Annotated in this window: 13 protein-coding genes, 1 tRNA gene and 1 pseudogene; 4 read left to right on the top strand and 11 right to left on the bottom strand. The window is 69.5% G+C overall.

Annotated features, from left to right (window positions below; genetic code table 11):
• Window positions 1–3: 3 nt before the first annotated feature.
• From HUW62_RS07950 to HUW62_RS07935, 4 genes are all read right to left on the bottom strand, one after another.
• Window positions 4–2,322, bottom strand: a complete 2,319-nt coding sequence (locus tag HUW62_RS07950; RefSeq protein ID WP_176434059.1) for a protein-disulfide reductase DsbD — start codon at window positions 2,320–2,322, stop codon at window positions 4–6.
• Between the two features lie 208 nt (window positions 2,323–2,530).
• Window positions 2,531–3,784, bottom strand: coding sequence for a VWA domain-containing protein (locus tag HUW62_RS07945; RefSeq protein WP_176434058.1), 1,254 nt, complete (start codon window positions 3,782–3,784; stop codon window positions 2,531–2,533).
• 221 nt (window positions 3,785–4,005) lie between these two features.
• Window positions 4,006–4,332 (bottom strand): hypothetical protein, encoded by a 327-nt coding sequence (locus HUW62_RS07940; protein WP_163867648.1) that lies wholly within the window; start codon window positions 4,330–4,332, stop codon window positions 4,006–4,008.
• A gap of 225 nt (window positions 4,333–4,557) precedes the next feature.
• Window positions 4,558–4,722 (bottom strand): hypothetical protein, encoded by a 165-nt coding sequence (locus HUW62_RS07935; protein ID WP_176434057.1) that lies wholly within the window; start codon window positions 4,720–4,722, stop codon window positions 4,558–4,560.
• A 577-nt stretch (window positions 4,723–5,299) separates the two neighbouring features.
• Between HUW62_RS07935 and HUW62_RS07930 the strand changes: the two genes are divergently transcribed.
• Window positions 5,300–7,516, top strand: coding sequence for a (Fe-S)-binding protein (locus tag HUW62_RS07930; protein ID WP_176434056.1), 2,217 nt, complete (start codon window positions 5,300–5,302; stop codon window positions 7,514–7,516).
• Between the two features lie 75 nt (window positions 7,517–7,591).
• On the opposite strand, the gene HUW62_RS07925 is transcribed toward HUW62_RS07930, so the two are convergent.
• The 7 genes from HUW62_RS07925 to HUW62_RS07895 all read right to left on the bottom strand — a co-directional run bounded on the left by HUW62_RS07925 (window position 7,592) and on the right by HUW62_RS07895 (window position 12,519).
• Window positions 7,592–8,146, bottom strand: coding sequence for a DUF2378 family protein (locus tag HUW62_RS07925; RefSeq protein WP_176434055.1), 555 nt, complete (start codon window positions 8,144–8,146; stop codon window positions 7,592–7,594).
• Between the two features lie 191 nt (window positions 8,147–8,337).
• On the bottom strand, window positions 8,338–8,814 hold the full coding sequence (locus tag HUW62_RS07920) for an ankyrin repeat domain-containing protein (protein WP_176434054.1): 477 nt from the start codon (window positions 8,812–8,814) through the stop codon (window positions 8,338–8,340).
• Window positions 8,815–8,890: 76 nt separating this feature from the next.
• On the bottom strand, window positions 8,891–9,865 hold the full coding sequence (locus HUW62_RS07915; protein ID WP_176434053.1) for a PD40 domain-containing protein: 975 nt from the start codon (window positions 9,863–9,865) through the stop codon (window positions 8,891–8,893).
• A gap of 109 nt (window positions 9,866–9,974) precedes the next feature.
• The gene (locus HUW62_RS07910; RefSeq protein WP_163867653.1) at window positions 9,975–10,502 is read right to left on the bottom strand and encodes a non-proteolytic archaemetzincin-like protein; all 528 of its coding nucleotides are present in this window, start codon (window positions 10,500–10,502) and stop codon (window positions 9,975–9,977) included.
• A gap of 66 nt (window positions 10,503–10,568) precedes the next feature.
• Window positions 10,569–10,639 (bottom strand) — tRNA-Gln (locus tag HUW62_RS07905).
• Between the two features lie 231 nt (window positions 10,640–10,870).
• A complete protein-coding gene (locus tag HUW62_RS07900) occupies window positions 10,871–12,028 on the bottom strand; it encodes an RtcB family protein (protein ID WP_176434052.1) in 1,158 nt (385 codons plus the stop codon).
• Entirely contained in the window at window positions 12,025–12,519 is a 495-nt protein-coding gene (locus HUW62_RS07895; RefSeq protein WP_176434051.1) for a ribosome-binding factor A, read from the bottom strand. The genes HUW62_RS07900 and HUW62_RS07895 overlap by 4 nt, the downstream gene beginning before the upstream one ends.
• A gap of 573 nt (window positions 12,520–13,092) precedes the next feature.
• Here HUW62_RS07895 and HUW62_RS07890 point away from each other — a divergent pair.
• From HUW62_RS07890 to HUW62_RS07880, 3 genes and pseudogenes are all read left to right on the top strand, one after another.
• A complete protein-coding gene (locus HUW62_RS07890) occupies window positions 13,093–14,484 on the top strand; it encodes an NAD(P)/FAD-dependent oxidoreductase (protein WP_176434050.1) in 1,392 nt (463 codons plus the stop codon).
• 483 nt (window positions 14,485–14,967) lie between these two features.
• A complete protein-coding gene (locus HUW62_RS07885; protein WP_163867657.1) occupies window positions 14,968–16,230 on the top strand; it encodes a glycosyltransferase family 87 protein in 1,263 nt (420 codons plus the stop codon).
• A gap of 82 nt (window positions 16,231–16,312) precedes the next feature.
• Window positions 16,313–16,514, top strand: a pseudogene (locus tag HUW62_RS07880) (energy transducer TonB); the annotation flags it as partial.

Raw genomic sequence — 16,514 nt, 5'->3', positions numbered from 1 at the left:
GTTTCAAGGCCGAGGGAATCCAGCGGCGCACAGCACTTTCGAGCCGTCCTGCCGGCGCAGCGGCGAGCACTCCGACGCGCGCTTCACCGAGTCCACCACCGCGTCCACCGTCAACAACTCCTGCAACACCTCCGGCTTGTCCGGCGCGCCGGGGCTGAGCACCAGGTACATGGGCACGCCCGCGCGGCCATGGTCCGCCAGCCGCGCTGTGATTCGCGCATCGCGGCGCGTCCAGTCCGCCACGAAGAACGCCACCCGGTGCTCGGTGAAGGCCGCGCGAACCTCCTCGCGCGACAGCACGGTGCGCTCGTTGAACTTGCAGGTGAGGCACCAGTCCGCCGTGAAGTCGATGAACACCGGCTGCCCCGCCGCCAGCGCGGAGGCCACCGCCTCGTCACTCCACGGCTGCGCCTGCGCCACCGTGGAAGACGCCCGAGCCGCCGGCGCCGCCTCCTCGAAGCGCAGCGCCGCCACACCCGAGCCCACCAGCACCAGCGCGGCCACCGCCAGCGTGCCCCACCGGCGCCCTCCCTCCTGGAGCTGCGACTGGCCATACACCCACGTGCCCAGGCCCACCGCGACGAGGAAGGCCAACAGCCGCGCCATGCCGTCCACCCCCGCCAGCCCGCCCATCACCCACACGAGCCACACCGTCGTGCCCAGGAGCGCGAAGCCCAGCACCTGCTTGAAGCGCTCCATCCACGCGCCCGGCTTCGGCAGCTTCTTCGCGAGCCCCGGCACCAGCACCAACAGACAGAAGGGCAGCGCGAGTCCCAGGCCCAGCGCGGTGAAGACAGCGAGCACCGTGAGCGGACCCGCCGCGAAGGCGAAGCCCACCGCCGTGCCGAGCAGCGGCGCCGAGCACGGCGTGGCCAGCACCACCGCGAGCACGCCCTCGCCCGCGCTGTGAAGCAGGCCGTGGCTCTGGTCCACCTTGCCCGCCAGCGCGGTGCCATCCATGCCCACGTTGAAGACACCGAAGAGGTTGAGGGCGAACGCCACCAGCACCGCGCTCACCGCCGCGACGAACAGCGGCTCCTGGAACTGGAAGCCCCAGCCCACACCCGCGCCGCCCGCGCGCACCGCCAGCACCGCGCCCGCGAGCGCCAGCATGCTCGCGACGATGCCACCCGCGTATGCCGCCGCGTGCGCGCCCACCCGGCCCTGCTCCTGGCGCACCATGCGCGTGAAGCCGTACGCCTTGAGCGCCAGCACCGGGAACACGCACGGCATCAGGTTGAGCAGCGCGCCGCCCAGGAACGCGAACAACAGCGCCATGCCCAGGCCCATCGTCGACTCCGCGGGCGCGGCCTTCGTGGCGCTCGACACCGGCTTCACCGCCGCGAGCGAATCCTTGATGGAGGGCGCCTTCGCCACGACGGGCGCAGCCGCCGCGCCCACGGTCGCCGCGAAGGGCGCCATGGGCACGTCGACTTCCAGCGCCTGATAACCGGTGGCCGCGGTCCCCAGGCGAAGCACGCCCTTGAGTCGAGGCTCGGCCTTCGGTGCATCCGGCTCCGCCTTGCCCTTCAGCGCGAAGCGCCCCGGAGCAGTCTGCGTGAGCGTCAACTTGTCCACGCCGGGGATGCGCTCGGGGACGAAGGCGTCCGTCTCCGAGGAGGGCACCGCCGCGCCACCGGGCAGCGACACCGTGAAGGTGCCGGTGAACTCCTGGCCCGCGGTGAGCTGCTTCACGTCCAGCGCGAGCGCGGCGGTGTGGCCGGTGTCCGCCACCGGGCGAGGCACCCGCGCCTTCGCCGCGTCGAACGTCGGCGTCGACTCCGCGTCCACGAGCGTCGTCGGCCCGAGGGGAATCGAGCGCGTGAGCATCAGGTCGGCGGGGATGCAGTGCACCTCGCACACCAGCGCATTCACCGCGGCCGACAGGTTCAGCGCGCCGGTGGCCTGTTCGGAGGCCGTGGCCTGCGCGAAGAGGAGCACCTCGCCGTCATAGCCGTGGGTGACGATGAAGCCGTCGGGCGTGCGGAAGGTGTTCGGAAAGGGCCACTGGAGCGCGCCCACCGTGGTGCCCGGCGTGTCCCAGGTGATGTCTGTCTCCAGGCCGGAGTCGCCCGGGTTCTTCCAGTAGATGTGCCAACCCGGGTCCAACCGGAAGCGCACTCCCACGCGAAAGGTGTCTCCGGGCTTCACCTGGGTGGCATCCACCAGCAGCGCGGCCTCCAAGCGCGGGTTGCCCTCGTCGGGCGCGCCCGTGGCCACCGCGGACGGAGGCAGCGCCGCCTGCGCCTGCGCCACCGCCGCCACCAGCCACATGCCGATACCGCCCGCCAGGGCGAGCCTCTTGGACACCGAGTGCTTCATGCGTCTCCCGTTAACCCACCCGAAGCCGGCTCGCCAGCATCCGACGGGCCCCGCTTCCGAGGGAGAACCTTCCAGGCAGGGGGACATTCCCCGCGCCCGCCCGCGCCTGGGGCGTGCGACGGACCGTGGGACACCCCGGGTGACGCGGCGTGGACACCCAGGGCCGCACCGGACAGGTGGGCAGCCGGGCGACCCGTGTAGGAGAGACTCAGTCCTCCGACTTCCAGGGGGACAGGGCAGGCAGCGGAAGCGCGGGGCCCACGCGGCTCAACGTGACGCGGGAGACCTCGGAGTGCGCGCGGCGCATCACCAGCGCCTGGGGCTGCGCGGCGCGGCGCTCGACGATGCGGCGCAGGTCCGCCAGTCGCTCCATGTGTCGCTGCGGCGGAACTTCCTGCGAGCCCAGTCGCGCGAGCTTGTAGAGAGCGAGGTCCGCGGTCTCCAGCGCCGCCTCCGCGACGGACTGCTGGCGGCGGCCCAGGGCCTTCCAGGCGGCGGCCTCGGCGGCCACCAGCTCCAGCTCCGCGGACACCGCGCGCACGAAGCGGCCCTCTTCGCTGTCGGGCAGCACGCGCGCCACCGGTACGGGCAGGCGCCGTGTATCGGTGCCCTCCATGTACGAGGTCGTCACGCCCAGGCTCCAGTCGGCCGCGTTCAGCTTGCCGGCGAAGAGGACGCGGCGCGGGAAGGACTGGGATACCGCGCCCAGGGACGCGCTCATGGCGTCGCCCTCGACGCGCGAGGAGTAGCGGTGGCGGCAGCGCAGCTCCGAGAAGCCCGAGGGCAACACATACACGCGCGCGTCCGAGCCCACCTCGCCGAACAGCTCCGCGGACAGCGAGCCCACCGCCTGCGGCAGGCCCTCCGGGTCATCCACGTGGACAAAGCCGGTGCCGGAGGGGCCAGTGAGCGCCTCCAGGATGTCGGGCAGGTAGTGCCGCCCCAGTCCCAGCGCGTGCAGCACGACGCCGGACTCCACGACGCGCGCGCCCAGCGTCTTGAACTCGGAGAGGTGCGAGGGGCCGACGGACGGCTCGCCATCCGTGAGCATCAACACTTGCGGACGCGCGCCGGGGACGAGCACGCGGCGCACGGCCTCCGCGCCCCGCTCGACGGCCTCGTGCAGCGCGGTGCCCTCACCGGACTCCAGCCGTGACAGCGCCTTGAGGAACGTCGTCTTGGCGGCGGCGTCCATCGCGCGCACGGGCAACAACTGCTCCGGCTCCGCGTCGAAAGTCAGCAGGCCCAGGTAGTCGCGAGGACTGGCGCGCTCCACCAGGGACTGCGCGGCCTGCACGGCGGCGAGCAGCGGGACACCGCGCATGGACGCGCTGCGGTCCAGCACCAGGTTCGCCGTCACGGGGGCGCGAGGCGCGTCCGCGTCCGCCTCCAGCGTGACGAGCAGCAGGACTTCGCGGCCGTTCTCCCCGTCGCGCTCCACTGCCAAGGCCGTCTGCTTCATCCGTGCTCCCGCGCGCTCTCACGAGACATCCTGCCGCGAACCGCCCCGTGAGCGACGACGTCCCTCACGACCGAAGTCTCATGGGCCACAACACCCGAAGGCATGCATCCGCAGGGGAAGGCTTCCACGTCGAGGATGTGGGCAGATACACCTCGGAAGCAAGAGGTAGCGCCCTTCACACCCGACGTGGGGGTAGATCCTGACCGCGTGCGGGGGGGCGACTAGCGAGTCACGCCACAGGCCGCGCAGTGCCGCGCTTCGGGCGTCCGGAGCGGCTTGCCGCAGTGCGCACAGGGCGGCCCATACTGACTGAGCCGGTGGTGCATCACCGCGTTGGCGTTCGTCTCGCGAAACCCGGTGAGCCGCTCGTACTCCTCACACACGGGCCGGAACCGCTCCTCGATGATGAAGCGCCGCTCCGCGCTCGGCGCCTCCGCCGGGCTCCGTGGAGAAAACGCCGCCCGGTACAGTCCGGCGACCCGCGCGAACTCCTCCTCGTCGAGCATCGGCACGTCCAACTTGCAGCGCCAGCACCACAGCACCTTCATCCGAGCCTCCCGCCCCACGCGCGCGCATGCGGAAGCTTCGCGCACGACGCCAGGGCGCGCTCAACGACGACAGCCTGAAGGAGAAGATGACGGGCGCCCCGGACACCGGGCGTCACCGGGAAAACACCGGCCCGGGAGCCACCCACTCAGGGCGCCACCGCACGAGCCGAACCACCAGTACGAAAGAAGCGCCCCCGCGCATCCGCGGGCCGCGGGGGCCGCGAATCACTCCGCCGCGCTCCAGCCGCCCCACTTCTCCTCGGAATAGCCCCACATGCGGCCACCAGGAGAACCATCCACGGAAATCACGGACTCACTCTCACCATCTTCGGCGAGGTCCACATACGGCAGCCCTTCATCGTCCATGTAGGTGGTGTCATCGTGAACCATGTCCGACTCCTTTTGGGCGCTCCGCTTCAGGGAAGGTGGACGGCCTTTCGGCTCGCCTCCTCGTGGGCGCCCCCCTGTTCGGTCCGCGTGGGTCCGCACGATGCGGTGCCCGGCTCAAAACTCGTTGACCGATTTACCGACCATGGTGACCATGTCGCCCCGCGTTGTAAAGCCCTTGGGGCATCAAAGTTCCATCCCTCGTTCCGGCCCCTCGCCTGCCCGCCCGCCCTCCAAGCTTTGTCCCAATTATTTCAGTGGGTTGAGAAGAAGTTCAGTGCCTGACAGGCTGCGAGGCCGTCGTACAAGGTAGGTCGGACTGGCGTCGGAGGGAACCACACAGCAGTCAACACCGCGGCATTTTCAAGGCGGTAGCCTGACAGTGCGGGTGTCAGTAAATCCGTGGAGCGAGCAAGCTTGCTCGCTCGTGGCGCTGCTTCCGTGCTTCAGTCCCGGACACCCCGCCCGCTCAGCGCTTGATTCGAGAATCACCCCTGTTAGGGTTGACGGGCACTCCAGTTTTGCCGCGTCGCGGCAACGGGCCTTCCGCCGCGTCCCCCCAGAGGTCCTCCGAGTCCCAATGAGTCCCATCATCACCGGCCTATTGCTTGCCATCGCCATCCCCATCTTCGTGATGACCATGTCTGGTCGCGTGGGCGTGTTGCTCGCGATGAAGAAGACGGAGAACCGGCTCGACAACATCCCGCTGCGCATCAAGCGGCTCGTGCTCTTCGGGCTCGGTCAGAAGCGCATGGTCGACCCGGAGGAGTTCACCCCGGGTTTGATGCACGTGCTCATCTACGCGGCCTTCATGGTGCTGCAGATTCGCACCATCATGATGTTCGCGATGGGCTTCTCGTCCGGCGCGCTGGAGCTCTTCACCGACCTGAGCCACCCGTTCTGGATGGACAACGGGGCGCTGCTGGGCGCCTACCGTGGATATCTGCTGATCAAGGACCTGGTGGCGGCGCTGGCCCTGGTGGGCTGCGGCTACTACGTGTGGACGCGCTGGAAGGTGAAGCCGGACCGCATGTCCCAGTCCTGGGAGGCGTACCTCATCCTGGGCTTCATCTCCGGGCTGATGGTGTCGGAGTTCATCTTTGGCGGCAGCCACATGGTGGCGGCGCAAGCGGCGGCGCAGCAGGTGCCCATGGGCGCCACGCAGGTGCCCGCGGCCCCGTCAGCGCTGGTGTGGTGGGAGCCTGTCACCAGCCTCGTCGGCATGGTGATGATGCCCCTGGGCCCCACGGCCGCGCACGTGCTGGGCATCGGTGGTTTCTGGCTCCACCTGGTCATCGTCCTGGCGTTCCTGAACTTCCTGCCCATCGGCAAGCACTTCCACATCATCACCGGCCTGCCCAACGTCTTCTTCCAGCGCACCCACTCCACCGGCAAGCTGCCCACGCCGAATCTGGAGAAGGAGGAGTTCGGCACCGCCACGGTGAAGGACCTCACCTGGAAGCAGGGCCTGGACTTGTACTCCTGCACGGAGTGCGGCCGCTGCCAGACACACTGCCCCACGTACATCACCGGCAAGCCGCTCACGCACAAGGCCGTCAACCAGGACCTGAAGCATTGGATCTGGGACCACGAGCAGTGGGTGGAGGAAGGCTACGGCCCCAACCGCATCAAGGAGCCGCTGCAGGAGATTGTCGGCGGCGCGCTGAGCTCCGAGACCATCTGGGCCTGTACCAGCTGCGGCTGGTGCGAGCAGGCGTGTCCGGTGTTCATCGAGAACGTGCCGCGCCTCATCGACATGCGCCGCTACCAGGTGCAGGTGAAGGCGGACTTCCCCCCCGAAATCCAGCGCGTGTTCGAAGGCATGGAGCGCCAGGGCAACCCCTGGGGTCTGGGCCAGGACCGTCGCGACGAGTGGGCCGAGGACCTGGCGCTGCCCACGTGGGGTGACGACGGCGGGCCGTACGAATACCTGTTCTTCGTGGGCTGCGCGGGCAGCTACGACGACAAGCAGAAGAAGGTCAGCCGCTCGCTGGTGAAAATCATGCGGGAGGGGGGCGTGAGCTTCGCCACGCTGTCCAAGCAGGAGATGTGCAACGGCGACTCCGCGCGCCGCATGGGCAACGAGTACCTGTACCAGACGATGGCGAAGACGAACGTCGAGTCGTGGAACTCGATGGGCGTGAAGGCGGTCATCACCCAGTGCCCGCACTGCTTCAACACCATCAAGAACGAGTACCCGGAGTTCGGCGGCGAGTACCGCGTCATCAATCACACGGAGCTCATCAACGAGCTGCTGCGCGAAAAGCGCATCAAGCTGTCCGCGGTGATGAACACCAAGCTGACGTACCACGACCCCTGCTACCTGGGCCGGCACAACGGCGTGTATGACGCGCCCCGCGAAGTGCTCAAGTCCATCCCTGGGCTGGAAGTGGTGGAGATGCAGCGCAGCAAGCGCGAGGGCTTCTGCTGCGGCGCCGGTGGCGGTCGCATGTGGATGGAGGAGCACATCGGCACGCGCATCAACCACAACCGGTTGAACGAAGTGGCGCTGACGCTCAAGCACGCCGAGGACCCGACCACGCCGTTCCCCAACGCCTCGGACAAGAAGAAGCCGGGCATGGTGGGCGACTACAAGGAGAAGGGCGGCACGGGCATCGTCGCCGTCGCGTGTCCCTTCTGCTCGACGATGCTCGGCGACGCGGTCAACGACACCGGCCGCGAGGAGAACATCAAGGTCAAGGACATCACCGAGCTGGTCGCCGACGCGCTGGAGGTCCGCAGCGGCGCGGCCAGTGGAGTGGCTCCCGGTGCGACGCTGAGCGCCAAGCCGGAGTAGCGCACGCGCGAAGCAGACAAGAGGGCCCTTTGGCTTCCACCGCGAAGCCGAAGGGCCCTTCGTCGTTTCAGGCGCTCACTTCACCCACTCCAGGAGGAACGTGCAGGCGGAGCCCTCGCGCGCGACGATGGAGACACGAGGCTCCTTCGCGCCGGAGAGGGTGAGCAGGAACTCCAGGACGCCGACGTAGTAGTGGGGCCTGTCGTTGATTTCGCTGAACCACAACTCCGCGCGCCCGGGAGAGATGGCCTTCACCTGCGTCTCCACGTAGTTGTCCGTGCCGCGAAAGCCCCGGTTGAGCTGGAACAGCATGAACTGCGGCCCCAGCGCGCGAGCGCCCACGCCCAGCATCCGGCCGAGCACCGTGGCCAGCAGGCCCTCCATCACCGCGTGGCCCAACAGGCGCCAGGCCTCCTCGAGCGGTTTGTCCGGCCACAAGTCGCGCAGCACGATGTGCTGCCAGCGCAGCCACGAGGCCAACGGATACGTCGGCAGCAGCGGGACGGACAAATCCAACCCCGCCTCGCGCAGCAAGCGCCACGCGTCCTCGGACAGGCGGTCCTTCAGCGCAATCTGGAAGAGGCCCTGCACCGTCCCGCTCAGGACGATCTTCGGCTCGGACGTCGCCATGCGGTGACTCCTCCGGGGGCTCGACATCAGGCCGGCACGCGCGCCTCCCCGGAAGGCACCGCACTTCCACCGGCGCGAGGTCTCACTTCGAAGCGAGGGCGGACCGTACGCGCGACCTCTCCCTCACGGTGCGGGGCCACTCGGGCGTGGAGGCTGGTGAACGCCGCGAGTGTCCGGACACGGACGCGTGCTCAGGGCTTGCGTTGCTTTTCCGAACGCAGCGCCCGCTCCAGCCGCTTCGTGGGTCCGTCATCCCCGAGCTTGCCCGTCACGTACGCGCCCGCGGACGCGAGCTTCCGGCGGAAGTCGTCCTTGGGCGGGGTGGTGGGCGGAGAGGCCGTGCCCGGGCCGGTGATGGCATCGGAGCGCAGCAACAGGGGCACCATGGAGCGCTCGTCCTCCGTCGCGCTCTCCCAGAGCACCGACACGCAGTTCGAGCTGCCATGGGCGGCGGCGATGATGACCGCGGACTCGCCGATGCGGTTCGTAATCGTCGCGTCCGCGCCCGCCTTCAGCAGCAGCTCCACCAGGCCGGTGTGTCCCTCCCGCGCCGCCACCATCAGCGGTGTGAGTCCCTCGTCATCGAACGGGTCGGGGTGCTCGCCCGCGTCGAGCTGGGACTTCAAGGACTCGCGGTCACCCGCGAGCACGGCATCGAAGAGGGACATGGCAGCCTCCTGGCGGCGGATAGCATCGCGCCTCGGGGACGCGGATGCCAGGGGACCTGAGCGCCTGGAGACAGGACTACAGCGGGCCGTACGAGGGCTCGGCCGCGCTGGGCACCGCGAGCGTGACGGAGTTCGACGGCGCCGCGCTCACGGTGGAGCGGTAGATGCCCGGGTCCCCACCCGCCGAGTCGACGAAGAGGAAGCCGACCTGGCTCGCTCCCGTCCACACCGGCCAGGTCTCCTGCGCGCTCGCGCCGCCGTAGCTGGTGACGCGTCGCAAGGTCCCCAGGTTCCCTCGTCCGCTGAGGGTTCCCACATAGGTGCGCACGCTGCTCGAGGAGCCACGTCCGTCCAGCGCCACCTGCGAGCCGTCCGGCGACACCGCGACACGGTTGGCCACGGCCACGACGTCATTGCCCAGCGACGAGTAGATGATGGCGCCTCCGGAGACCGGCACGTACGCCACCTGGTTGAGCTGCTGGAGCCCGCTGCCGGAGGGCGCGACGACGGCCGTCCCATTGGGGACGAAGGACGGCGCCCCAAAGCCGACGGGGAGGTTCGGGGTGAGCTCCTGGAAGCCGCTGCCGTCGGTGTTCACCCGCCCCAGCGAGGTGAGGGAGCTGTTGCCGGGAGAGAAGACGAAGACGACGCTGCGGCCGTCCGGGCTGAAGGTGGGCGTGCGGAAGTTGGTGCAGCCGCGCGCGCAGGCCGCGTCGTTCTCGGTGAACAGCGTGGCCACGGTGCCGCCAGTGGTGGGCACCGTCAGCAGGGACGTGCCGCCGCCGCGCTGGACGAAGACGATGCTGCGGCCATCTCTCGACACCGAGGGCCAGTAGGCGCCGCCGGTGCTGGTGAGCCGCTGCGGGCTGTTGGGGTCTCCCGCGTCATCCACCACGAAGACGTTGCGGTCGTCCTCGCGCACGAAGGCGAAGCCCTTGCTGAACCGGACGTCGCCCGCGCCGCCGCCGCCGCCGTCATCCTCGAACGGCTCGCACCCGCCCAGCAGCCCCACCGCCAACAACCCACCGACGAAAAACCGCTTCCCCGTCATCGCAGTCGCTCCACGTCACCGGCCCGGTTGAGAGCCCCGCACTACAGGGCGCGCCGGGTCGGACGTCAACGCGAGTGACGGCATTCACGGGCACACCCGCGCGGCGACTTCAGCGGTTGAGCTTGACCAGTTCGTTGCGGCACTGGTTGCAGAGCGAGAGCTGCTTGCGGTCACAGTCCTGCGGAGACTGCGCGAAGAACATCACGCACCGGGGGTCCTCACAGTAGGACAGCCCGAGCAGATGGCCCGCCTGGTGGATGACCTCCACCTGGATGCGCCGCCGCAGGTGCTCACCGTCAGCGCCCTGGCGAAGCCGGAACACGCTCACCACCGCCGTGTGTGACTCGCGGTCCGCCTCGCCGAAGACGAAGGGCGAGTCCGGAACGAAGAGGTCCACGTCCGTCACGCCGAGCACCAGTTGCTGCCCGGGCTCCATCATCGGCGTGAGCCGACGCATGATGGCGTTGCAGTGGTACTGGGCACGGTCCTTGTTGTGGGCATAGGCCGGCGTCGGGAGCGCCGTCTTCGCCACCACCGAAGCGGTGCCCATCTGTGTGGTCAGTGGGTCCTGCAGGTCTTTCAACAGGGTTGCCGTTGGGCTTCCCACGGAGACCAGCAGGAGCGTCTTCTGCGGCATCGGGCCACCGTCCTTCATGCACACGGACGGACGCGCTGGCTACCGCGTCCCCCCGGAGCGGAATGACTGGGGCGCAAGGATTCGAACCTTGATACTCAGAGTCAAAGTCTGATGTCCTGCCATTAGACGACGCCCCAGCAGGTTCGCACGTGTACTTCTGGCGGCCGATTCTACGGCATCTGGACGGGCTCGGGAACCCACTCTGACGTCAGGATGCGACGAGCCCCCCTCCCACCCCACTTCCACGCGGATCAACCCAGGAAAGAACCGCTCCTGGGGCGCTGAATTCCACCAGGAGTGAATTGACGACTCCGCGTGTATCGGCGGAGGCCCGGCAATCCCGAGTCCGGGCCCCCGCGCGGAGGGGCTCAGCCCTTGAGGACGGCGATGGGAGTCAGCCGCCGGACGGGGGTGACGAGGTCCGCCTCGTCCTCCAGGACCTCGACGAGGTCGCGGTAGGCGGCGGGTGCCTCCTCCACGAGCGACTCGGCCCGTCCGGCGTCATGCACCACGCGTCTCAGTGCATGGGCCAGGGCGGAGGGGCGGATGCGGGCGCGGGCCTCGCGCCGGGTGAGGACGCGACCGGCGCCATGGGAGCAGGAGCGGAACGCGCGGGGCTCGGCCCGGCCTTCCACGACATATGAGGCGGTGCCCATGGAGCCGGGGATGAGCCCTGGCTGCCCCGCCTCCAGTCCCACCGCGCCCTTGCGGTGCACCCACAACTCGCGTCCGAAGTGGGTTTCACGGGCGACATGGTTGTGGTGGAGGTCGACCGTGGACCGGGGGTCGACCTCGATGCCCAGCGTCCGCGACACCACGTCGAGGGCTCGCGTGGCCAGCGTGTCGCGGTTCGCTCGGGCGAAGCGACAGGCGAGGTCCAGGTCCGCGAGGCAGGCGGCGCCCTCCTGCGTGTGCAGGTCCAGGCCGGGCAGGCTGCCTTCGCCGAGCGCCACCGCGACGCGCTGGTGGTGCTCGCCGATGGCCGCCCCCACGCCGCGAGAGCCCGAGTGCAGGAGCAGCCAGAGGTCTCCTCCGGCGTCCCTGTCCAGTTCGACGAAGTGGTTGCCACCGCCGAGTGTGCCCAGGTGTCGCGGCGCCAGCCGCTCCCAGACGTGGCTCAGCTTCTGGGTGGACAGCGGCGGCGCCTCCAGCGCGGCGGGCAGTGGGAGGCCGCGACCTCGGTGCGTCGCGTCTCCCACCGGGATGGCCTGGGCCAGGAGGGTGAGCAGCAGCTCCAGCGTGTCACGTCCGAGTGACGCGGCGGGATAGTCGAAGCGGTACGCGCTCACGCCGCAGCCCAGGTCGCCGCCGAGGGCGCCGGGGACGACGTGGTGCGCGGTGGCGAAGACGGAGCCCACCGCGACGCCGTTGGCGACATGGACGTCCGGCATCGCGGCCACGTGCTCGACGACGTAGGGCTGAGAGGCGAGGTGTCGGAGCTGTTGCTCCGCGCCCGGAGGCAGGCTTCGGGCCCAGACGAGGATGGGCACGGCGCCGGGCACGGCCGGGAGGACGCGGGGACTCATCGCTCACCTCCTTCTTCGTCGCCATCGTCGCCGAGGAACGTGGGCTCTTCGTCCTCGGTGACAGTGGCGTCTTGTGACGCGACGAGCGGCGGGGCTTCCAGCGAGCGCTCCGCCACGCCGATGTAGATGAAGCGCAGCTGCGGCACCCGCTTGAGGTCCAGGTGCTGAGCGAGCTGCGAGCGTAGATAGCCGCTGGCTCGGGCCAGCGCCTCCTGGACTTCGCGCGCTCCGGACGCCGCGGCGGGAGTGAGGGTGTAGCCGATGCGGATGAGCCGGCCATCCGGCGTCAGCTCGAAGGACGTCGGAGAGACGCCTTCGAGTCGTGGGTCGGACAGCTCGCTCCGGAAGAGGAGGGAGACCTCCTGGAACAGGGTGGACTGCACGCGCAGGTGACGCGCGGAGGGAGGCTCGGACGACGACGGCGAGAACGACGGGACAGCACCCTCGCGCCGACGGGACGCGCGGGGACGACGATTCCTGGAAGAAGACATGAGTGGACGAAGTGTTCCCAGCAGGCCGCGCATGCGACGCGGGCCTCATGACTCAGCTCACGAGGACACGCGCGGCATGGCGGCCGGAGTGCACGGTGACAACGGCTTGCGCGCCGTGCTGGCTCGTTCTGGAGGCGACTCGCTCCGACCCACTCAGCCCTGAAGGCAGGTGAGGGAGCGACTCAGCTTCGGAGAGACGTGCACGACGCGAAGCGACCCGAGACACCGTTCATCGCAGTCCCCATGGCACACCTCCCGCCCGCGCTCGGAGTCTCCGGCACGAACACTCGTGGGTTTCAGACGGGGAGAACGCACGGCCGTCAACGCCGGCTCGCGTTCCCCGGCGGACGCGGACGAAAAGGCCCGGGGACTCCTGACACGCGTCGATTCGGCCCCGCCTCTCGGGACAAGGCCGGCGTCACCTGGAGGACAGCGTGCGCCGTCGACCTGCCTGGAGAGGGGCGGATGTCCGGTGGTCGCCACCCCTTCTTTCCACCATCCGACGAGAAGCCTCGAATGGGATTGGCCCCTTCGCGCCTCCCTGCCTACGCAGCAGGGCGCGAGGGCGAACACATGGCGGATGTCTTCGATGTGGTGGTGATTGGTGGTGGGCCCACGGGAGAGAACGCGGGAGCTCGAGCCGCCGCGGCCGGGCTGTCCGTGGCCCTGGTCGAACACGAGCTGCTCGGCGGCGAGTGCTCCTACTGGGCCTGCGTTCCGAGCAAGGCGCTGCTGCGTCCAGGGGACGCCCTCTGGTTGGCGAAGCACTCGCCCGGTGTGCGGGAGACCATCAAGGGACCGCTGGTCGCCAGCGCGGTGTTGGAGCACCGCGATTCGATGGTCAACCACTACAAGGACGACTCCCAGGTGAAGTGGGCCGAGGGCGCGAAGCTCACGGTGGTGCGGGGCCACGGCAAGCTCACCGGCCCTCGCAAGGTGCGCGTCGAGGGCAAGGACGGCACCGTGCGCGAGCTGGAGGCAAAGCGCGCGGTGGTGCTCGCGACGGGCAGCCGGCCGCGCATCCCGGACATCGCGGGGCTGAAGGAAGCAAAGCCGTGGGACAACCGCGAAGGCACGGGCGCGAAGCAGGTGCCCAAGCGACTGCTGGTGCTCGGCGGCGGCGTGGTGGCCGTGGAGCTGGCGCAGGCGTGGCGCTCGCTGGGCTCCGAGGTGACGCTGGTGGAGCGCGGCAAGGCGCTGCTGTCGCGCTTCGAGCCCTTCGTGGGTGAGCAGGTCGCCCAGGCCCTCCGCGATGAAGGCGTGAAGGTGATGCTGAGCACGTCCATCGCCAGCGTGAGTCGCCCTGGAGGCAAGGGCGAAGTGACGGTGAAGCTCGCGTCGGGTGAGGAGCTGAAGGGAGACGAACTGCTGGTGGGCATGGGGCGCGTGCCTCGCACGGACTCGCTCGGCGTGGAGACGGTGGGGCTGAAGGCCGGCGAGTCGGTGCAGGTGGATGACCAGCTCCGCGCGAAGGGCGTGGAGGGTGGCTGGCTCTATGCGTGTGGCGATGTGAATGGACGCAACTTGCTGACGCACATGGGCAAGTACCAGGCGCGACTGGTGGGCGACGTCATCGCGGGCAAGAAGGCGAGCGCGTGGGCGGACGCGAAGGCGACGCCGCAAGTCATCTTCACGCATCCGCAGGTGGCGAGCGTGGGCCTCACGGAAGCGAAGGCCCGTGAAGCCAAGCTGCCCGTGCGCGTCGTGCAGTACGACCTGGGCAAGGTGTCGGGCACCGCGCTGTTCGGTGAGGAGCTCGGTGGCACGGCGAAGCTGGTGGTGGACGAGAAGCGCCGGGTCATCCTGGGCGCCACCTTCACCGGGCCCGAGGTGGGCGAGATGCTGCACGCGGCCACCATCGCCGTCGCGGGTGAAGTGTCGCTCGACACGCTCTGGCACGCGGTGCCGTCATTCCCCACGATGAGCGAGGTGTGGCTGCGCTTGCTGGAGGAGTACGGCCTGTAGCGCGAGGCACGTGGGGAAGCCTTTTCCCAAGTCCCGCCCCGCATGACAGCCTTTGCATGCGGGGCTCAATCCCATACAGACCTGGGAAGTCTCATCCACCCGGGCGCCCGGGCGCCCATCGCGGGACACCGCTCCCCGCTCGTGACAACGCGGCCCTGCGCATGTGCCGCCAGGTCAGTGAAACACCTTCCTCCGCGACGACACCGCACATCCGGGCACACCCGGTGTGACGACCCTCGCGCCACGTCAGGGCAGGCGGGCGGACCCGCGGGCGGGAGATCCACCTCGCGCCTCCACACGGAGGCCGTTGCCGGGCAGGGCTCCGGCGTGAAATGGTGAACACCTCCCCGCACTCGCAGCCTCCTCGATGACCGTCGACGCTCCGGGGCCGTGCCGACACCACGGCCTTCCCCGCCCTTCGCCCGCACCCCGAGTGAACGGGCCCGTCCACTCCCTTGTCCTCGAGCCCGGGAGCCCGGCCCCGTGACGACCTCATCTCAATCCGCGAGCGCGCTGAGCGACACCGCGAGCCCCTCGAAGCTCACCTCCACCAAGTGGGCCCGCTGGCTCTGGTGGCTGGTGCTGGCCGTGCTGCTGGTGGCCGCCGTGGCCGTGGGACAGCACCCGCGCCGTGGCGTGGACTTCCGCGTCTATCTCACCGCCGCCGAGCGCTTCATCGAGGGCACGGACCTCTACCGCGTCTCCGACGGCACCATGCCGTTCAAGTACGCGCCCATCACCGCGCCCCTCTTCATCCCCTTCAGCCTCCTGCCCCCGCGCCTGGCCGTCGCCCTGTGGAATGTCGGCTCCATCCTCGCACTCGTGGCCGTGGCCCGCCTCACCCGCCGATCGCCGCACGGCCCCGGTGAGGCCACGCCATGGGCCTGGGCGCCCGCGCTCACCACCATCGCCCTGCTGCCCGCGTTCACCTTCGAGCTGTTCTATGGCCAGGTCGACGTCGTCATGCTGCTGCTCGTGGTCGTCTCCGCGCACGGCGCCGAGCGCGGCCAGGTGTGGCGTCCGGGCGCGGCCTTCGCGGTGGCCTTCCTCCTCAAGCCCCCCGCCGCGCTCATCGGCCTGTTCTTCCTCTGGCGCCGCCACTGGCGCGTCATCGGCGCCACCGCCGTGTTCGGCGTCGTGCTCTCGCTGCCCACGCTCGCGCGCTACGGCTGGGACGGCACCCTCACCCAGTTCCAGATGTGGAGCGAGACGCTCGCCCGCACCACGCCGCCCTGGGTGCTCAGTGGCAACGCGCAGGGCCTCCCCAGCCTGCTCATGACGCTGGTCCTTCCGGGCACCGTCACCACACCGCCCTCCTTCGCCATCACCCTGGCGCAGGCCGTCGCCATCGCGCTGTTCCTCGCGGGCGTGCTGTGGGCGCGGCCCGGCCCAGCGGATCTGCTGGCCCTGTGCTGCCTGGGTGTGACGCTCCTGTCACCGTTGGCCTGGCGCGCCAACTTCGTGCTCGCCTGGCCCCTGCTGCGCGCCGCCACCGAGGGCCGCTTCCGCACCAACCTCACCCTCGTAGGGATGATCGCCTTCATCGGCACCGTGTTCTCCGACAAGGGATTGGGTATCGAGTGGTCGCGCGAGGTGATGCTGATGCGCCCGTTCGCGCTCATCTACTGCGCGTTGTTCATCGCCCTGCTGTGGCAGATCCGCCAGCAAGGCGCGCCTCGGGCCATGACCCCTGGTGACACTCTCGCCCGTTTGCCTCGCACCCTGCGTGGCATGCGGGCGCCGTGACATGTCCGTCATCTTCCTGGCCTGAAAGTGTCACGGGGTCCGGACACCCCTGAAACATGGCGTCGCTATATGCGCGTCAGCCATGTTCGAAACGTTCGACAGCGCCTCTGATGTCGCCTCGGCGCGAAGGTTCGCGCTCTCCACCACGGCGTCCGTCGCGGTCTTCGTGCTCATCGGAGTCGCGGTCGTCTCCTTCGCCGGCAAGGTGCGCGACGTCATCCAGGAGAAGAAGGGCACGGACGTCGTCTTCCGGCCCCCGCCTCCCGTCGTCGAGGTGAAGCCCC

This window comes from Myxococcus sp. AM011 (assembly GCF_013372595.1).
Classification (GTDB): domain Bacteria; phylum Myxococcota; class Myxococcia; order Myxococcales; family Myxococcaceae; genus Myxococcus; species Myxococcus eversor.
This window is presented reverse-complemented; position numbering and strand designations above follow the sequence as displayed.

Coding starts and splice junctions, on each gene's coding strand:
- HUW62_RS07910 (WP_163867653.1), bottom strand. CDS start 10,502: ATGCCGCAGAAGACGCTCCTGCTGGTCTCCGTGGGAAGCCCAACGGCA.
- HUW62_RS07945 (WP_176434058.1), bottom strand. CDS start 3,784: ATGAAGCAGACGGCCTTGGCAGTGGAGCGCGACGGGGAGAACGGCCGC.
- HUW62_RS07900 (WP_176434052.1), bottom strand. CDS start 12,028: ATGAGTCCCCGCGTCCTCCCGGCCGTGCCCGGCGCCGTGCCCATCCTC.
- HUW62_RS07930 (WP_176434056.1), top strand. CDS start 5,300: ATGAGTCCCATCATCACCGGCCTATTGCTTGCCATCGCCATCCCCATC.
- HUW62_RS07940 (WP_163867648.1), bottom strand. CDS start 4,332: ATGAAGGTGCTGTGGTGCTGGCGCTGCAAGTTGGACGTGCCGATGCTC.
- HUW62_RS07915 (WP_176434053.1), bottom strand. CDS start 9,865: ATGACGGGGAAGCGGTTTTTCGTCGGTGGGTTGTTGGCGGTGGGGCTG.
- HUW62_RS07935 (WP_176434057.1), bottom strand. CDS start 4,722: ATGGTTCACGATGACACCACCTACATGGACGATGAAGGGCTGCCGTAT.
- HUW62_RS07890 (WP_176434050.1), top strand. CDS start 13,093: ATGGCGGATGTCTTCGATGTGGTGGTGATTGGTGGTGGGCCCACGGGA.
- HUW62_RS07925 (WP_176434055.1), bottom strand. CDS start 8,146: ATGGCGACGTCCGAGCCGAAGATCGTCCTGAGCGGGACGGTGCAGGGC.
- HUW62_RS07920 (WP_176434054.1), bottom strand. CDS start 8,814: ATGTCCCTCTTCGATGCCGTGCTCGCGGGTGACCGCGAGTCCTTGAAG.
- HUW62_RS07895 (WP_176434051.1), bottom strand. CDS start 12,519: ATGTCTTCTTCCAGGAATCGTCGTCCCCGCGCGTCCCGTCGGCGCGAG.
- HUW62_RS07950 (WP_176434059.1), bottom strand. CDS start 2,322: ATGAAGCACTCGGTGTCCAAGAGGCTCGCCCTGGCGGGCGGTATCGGC.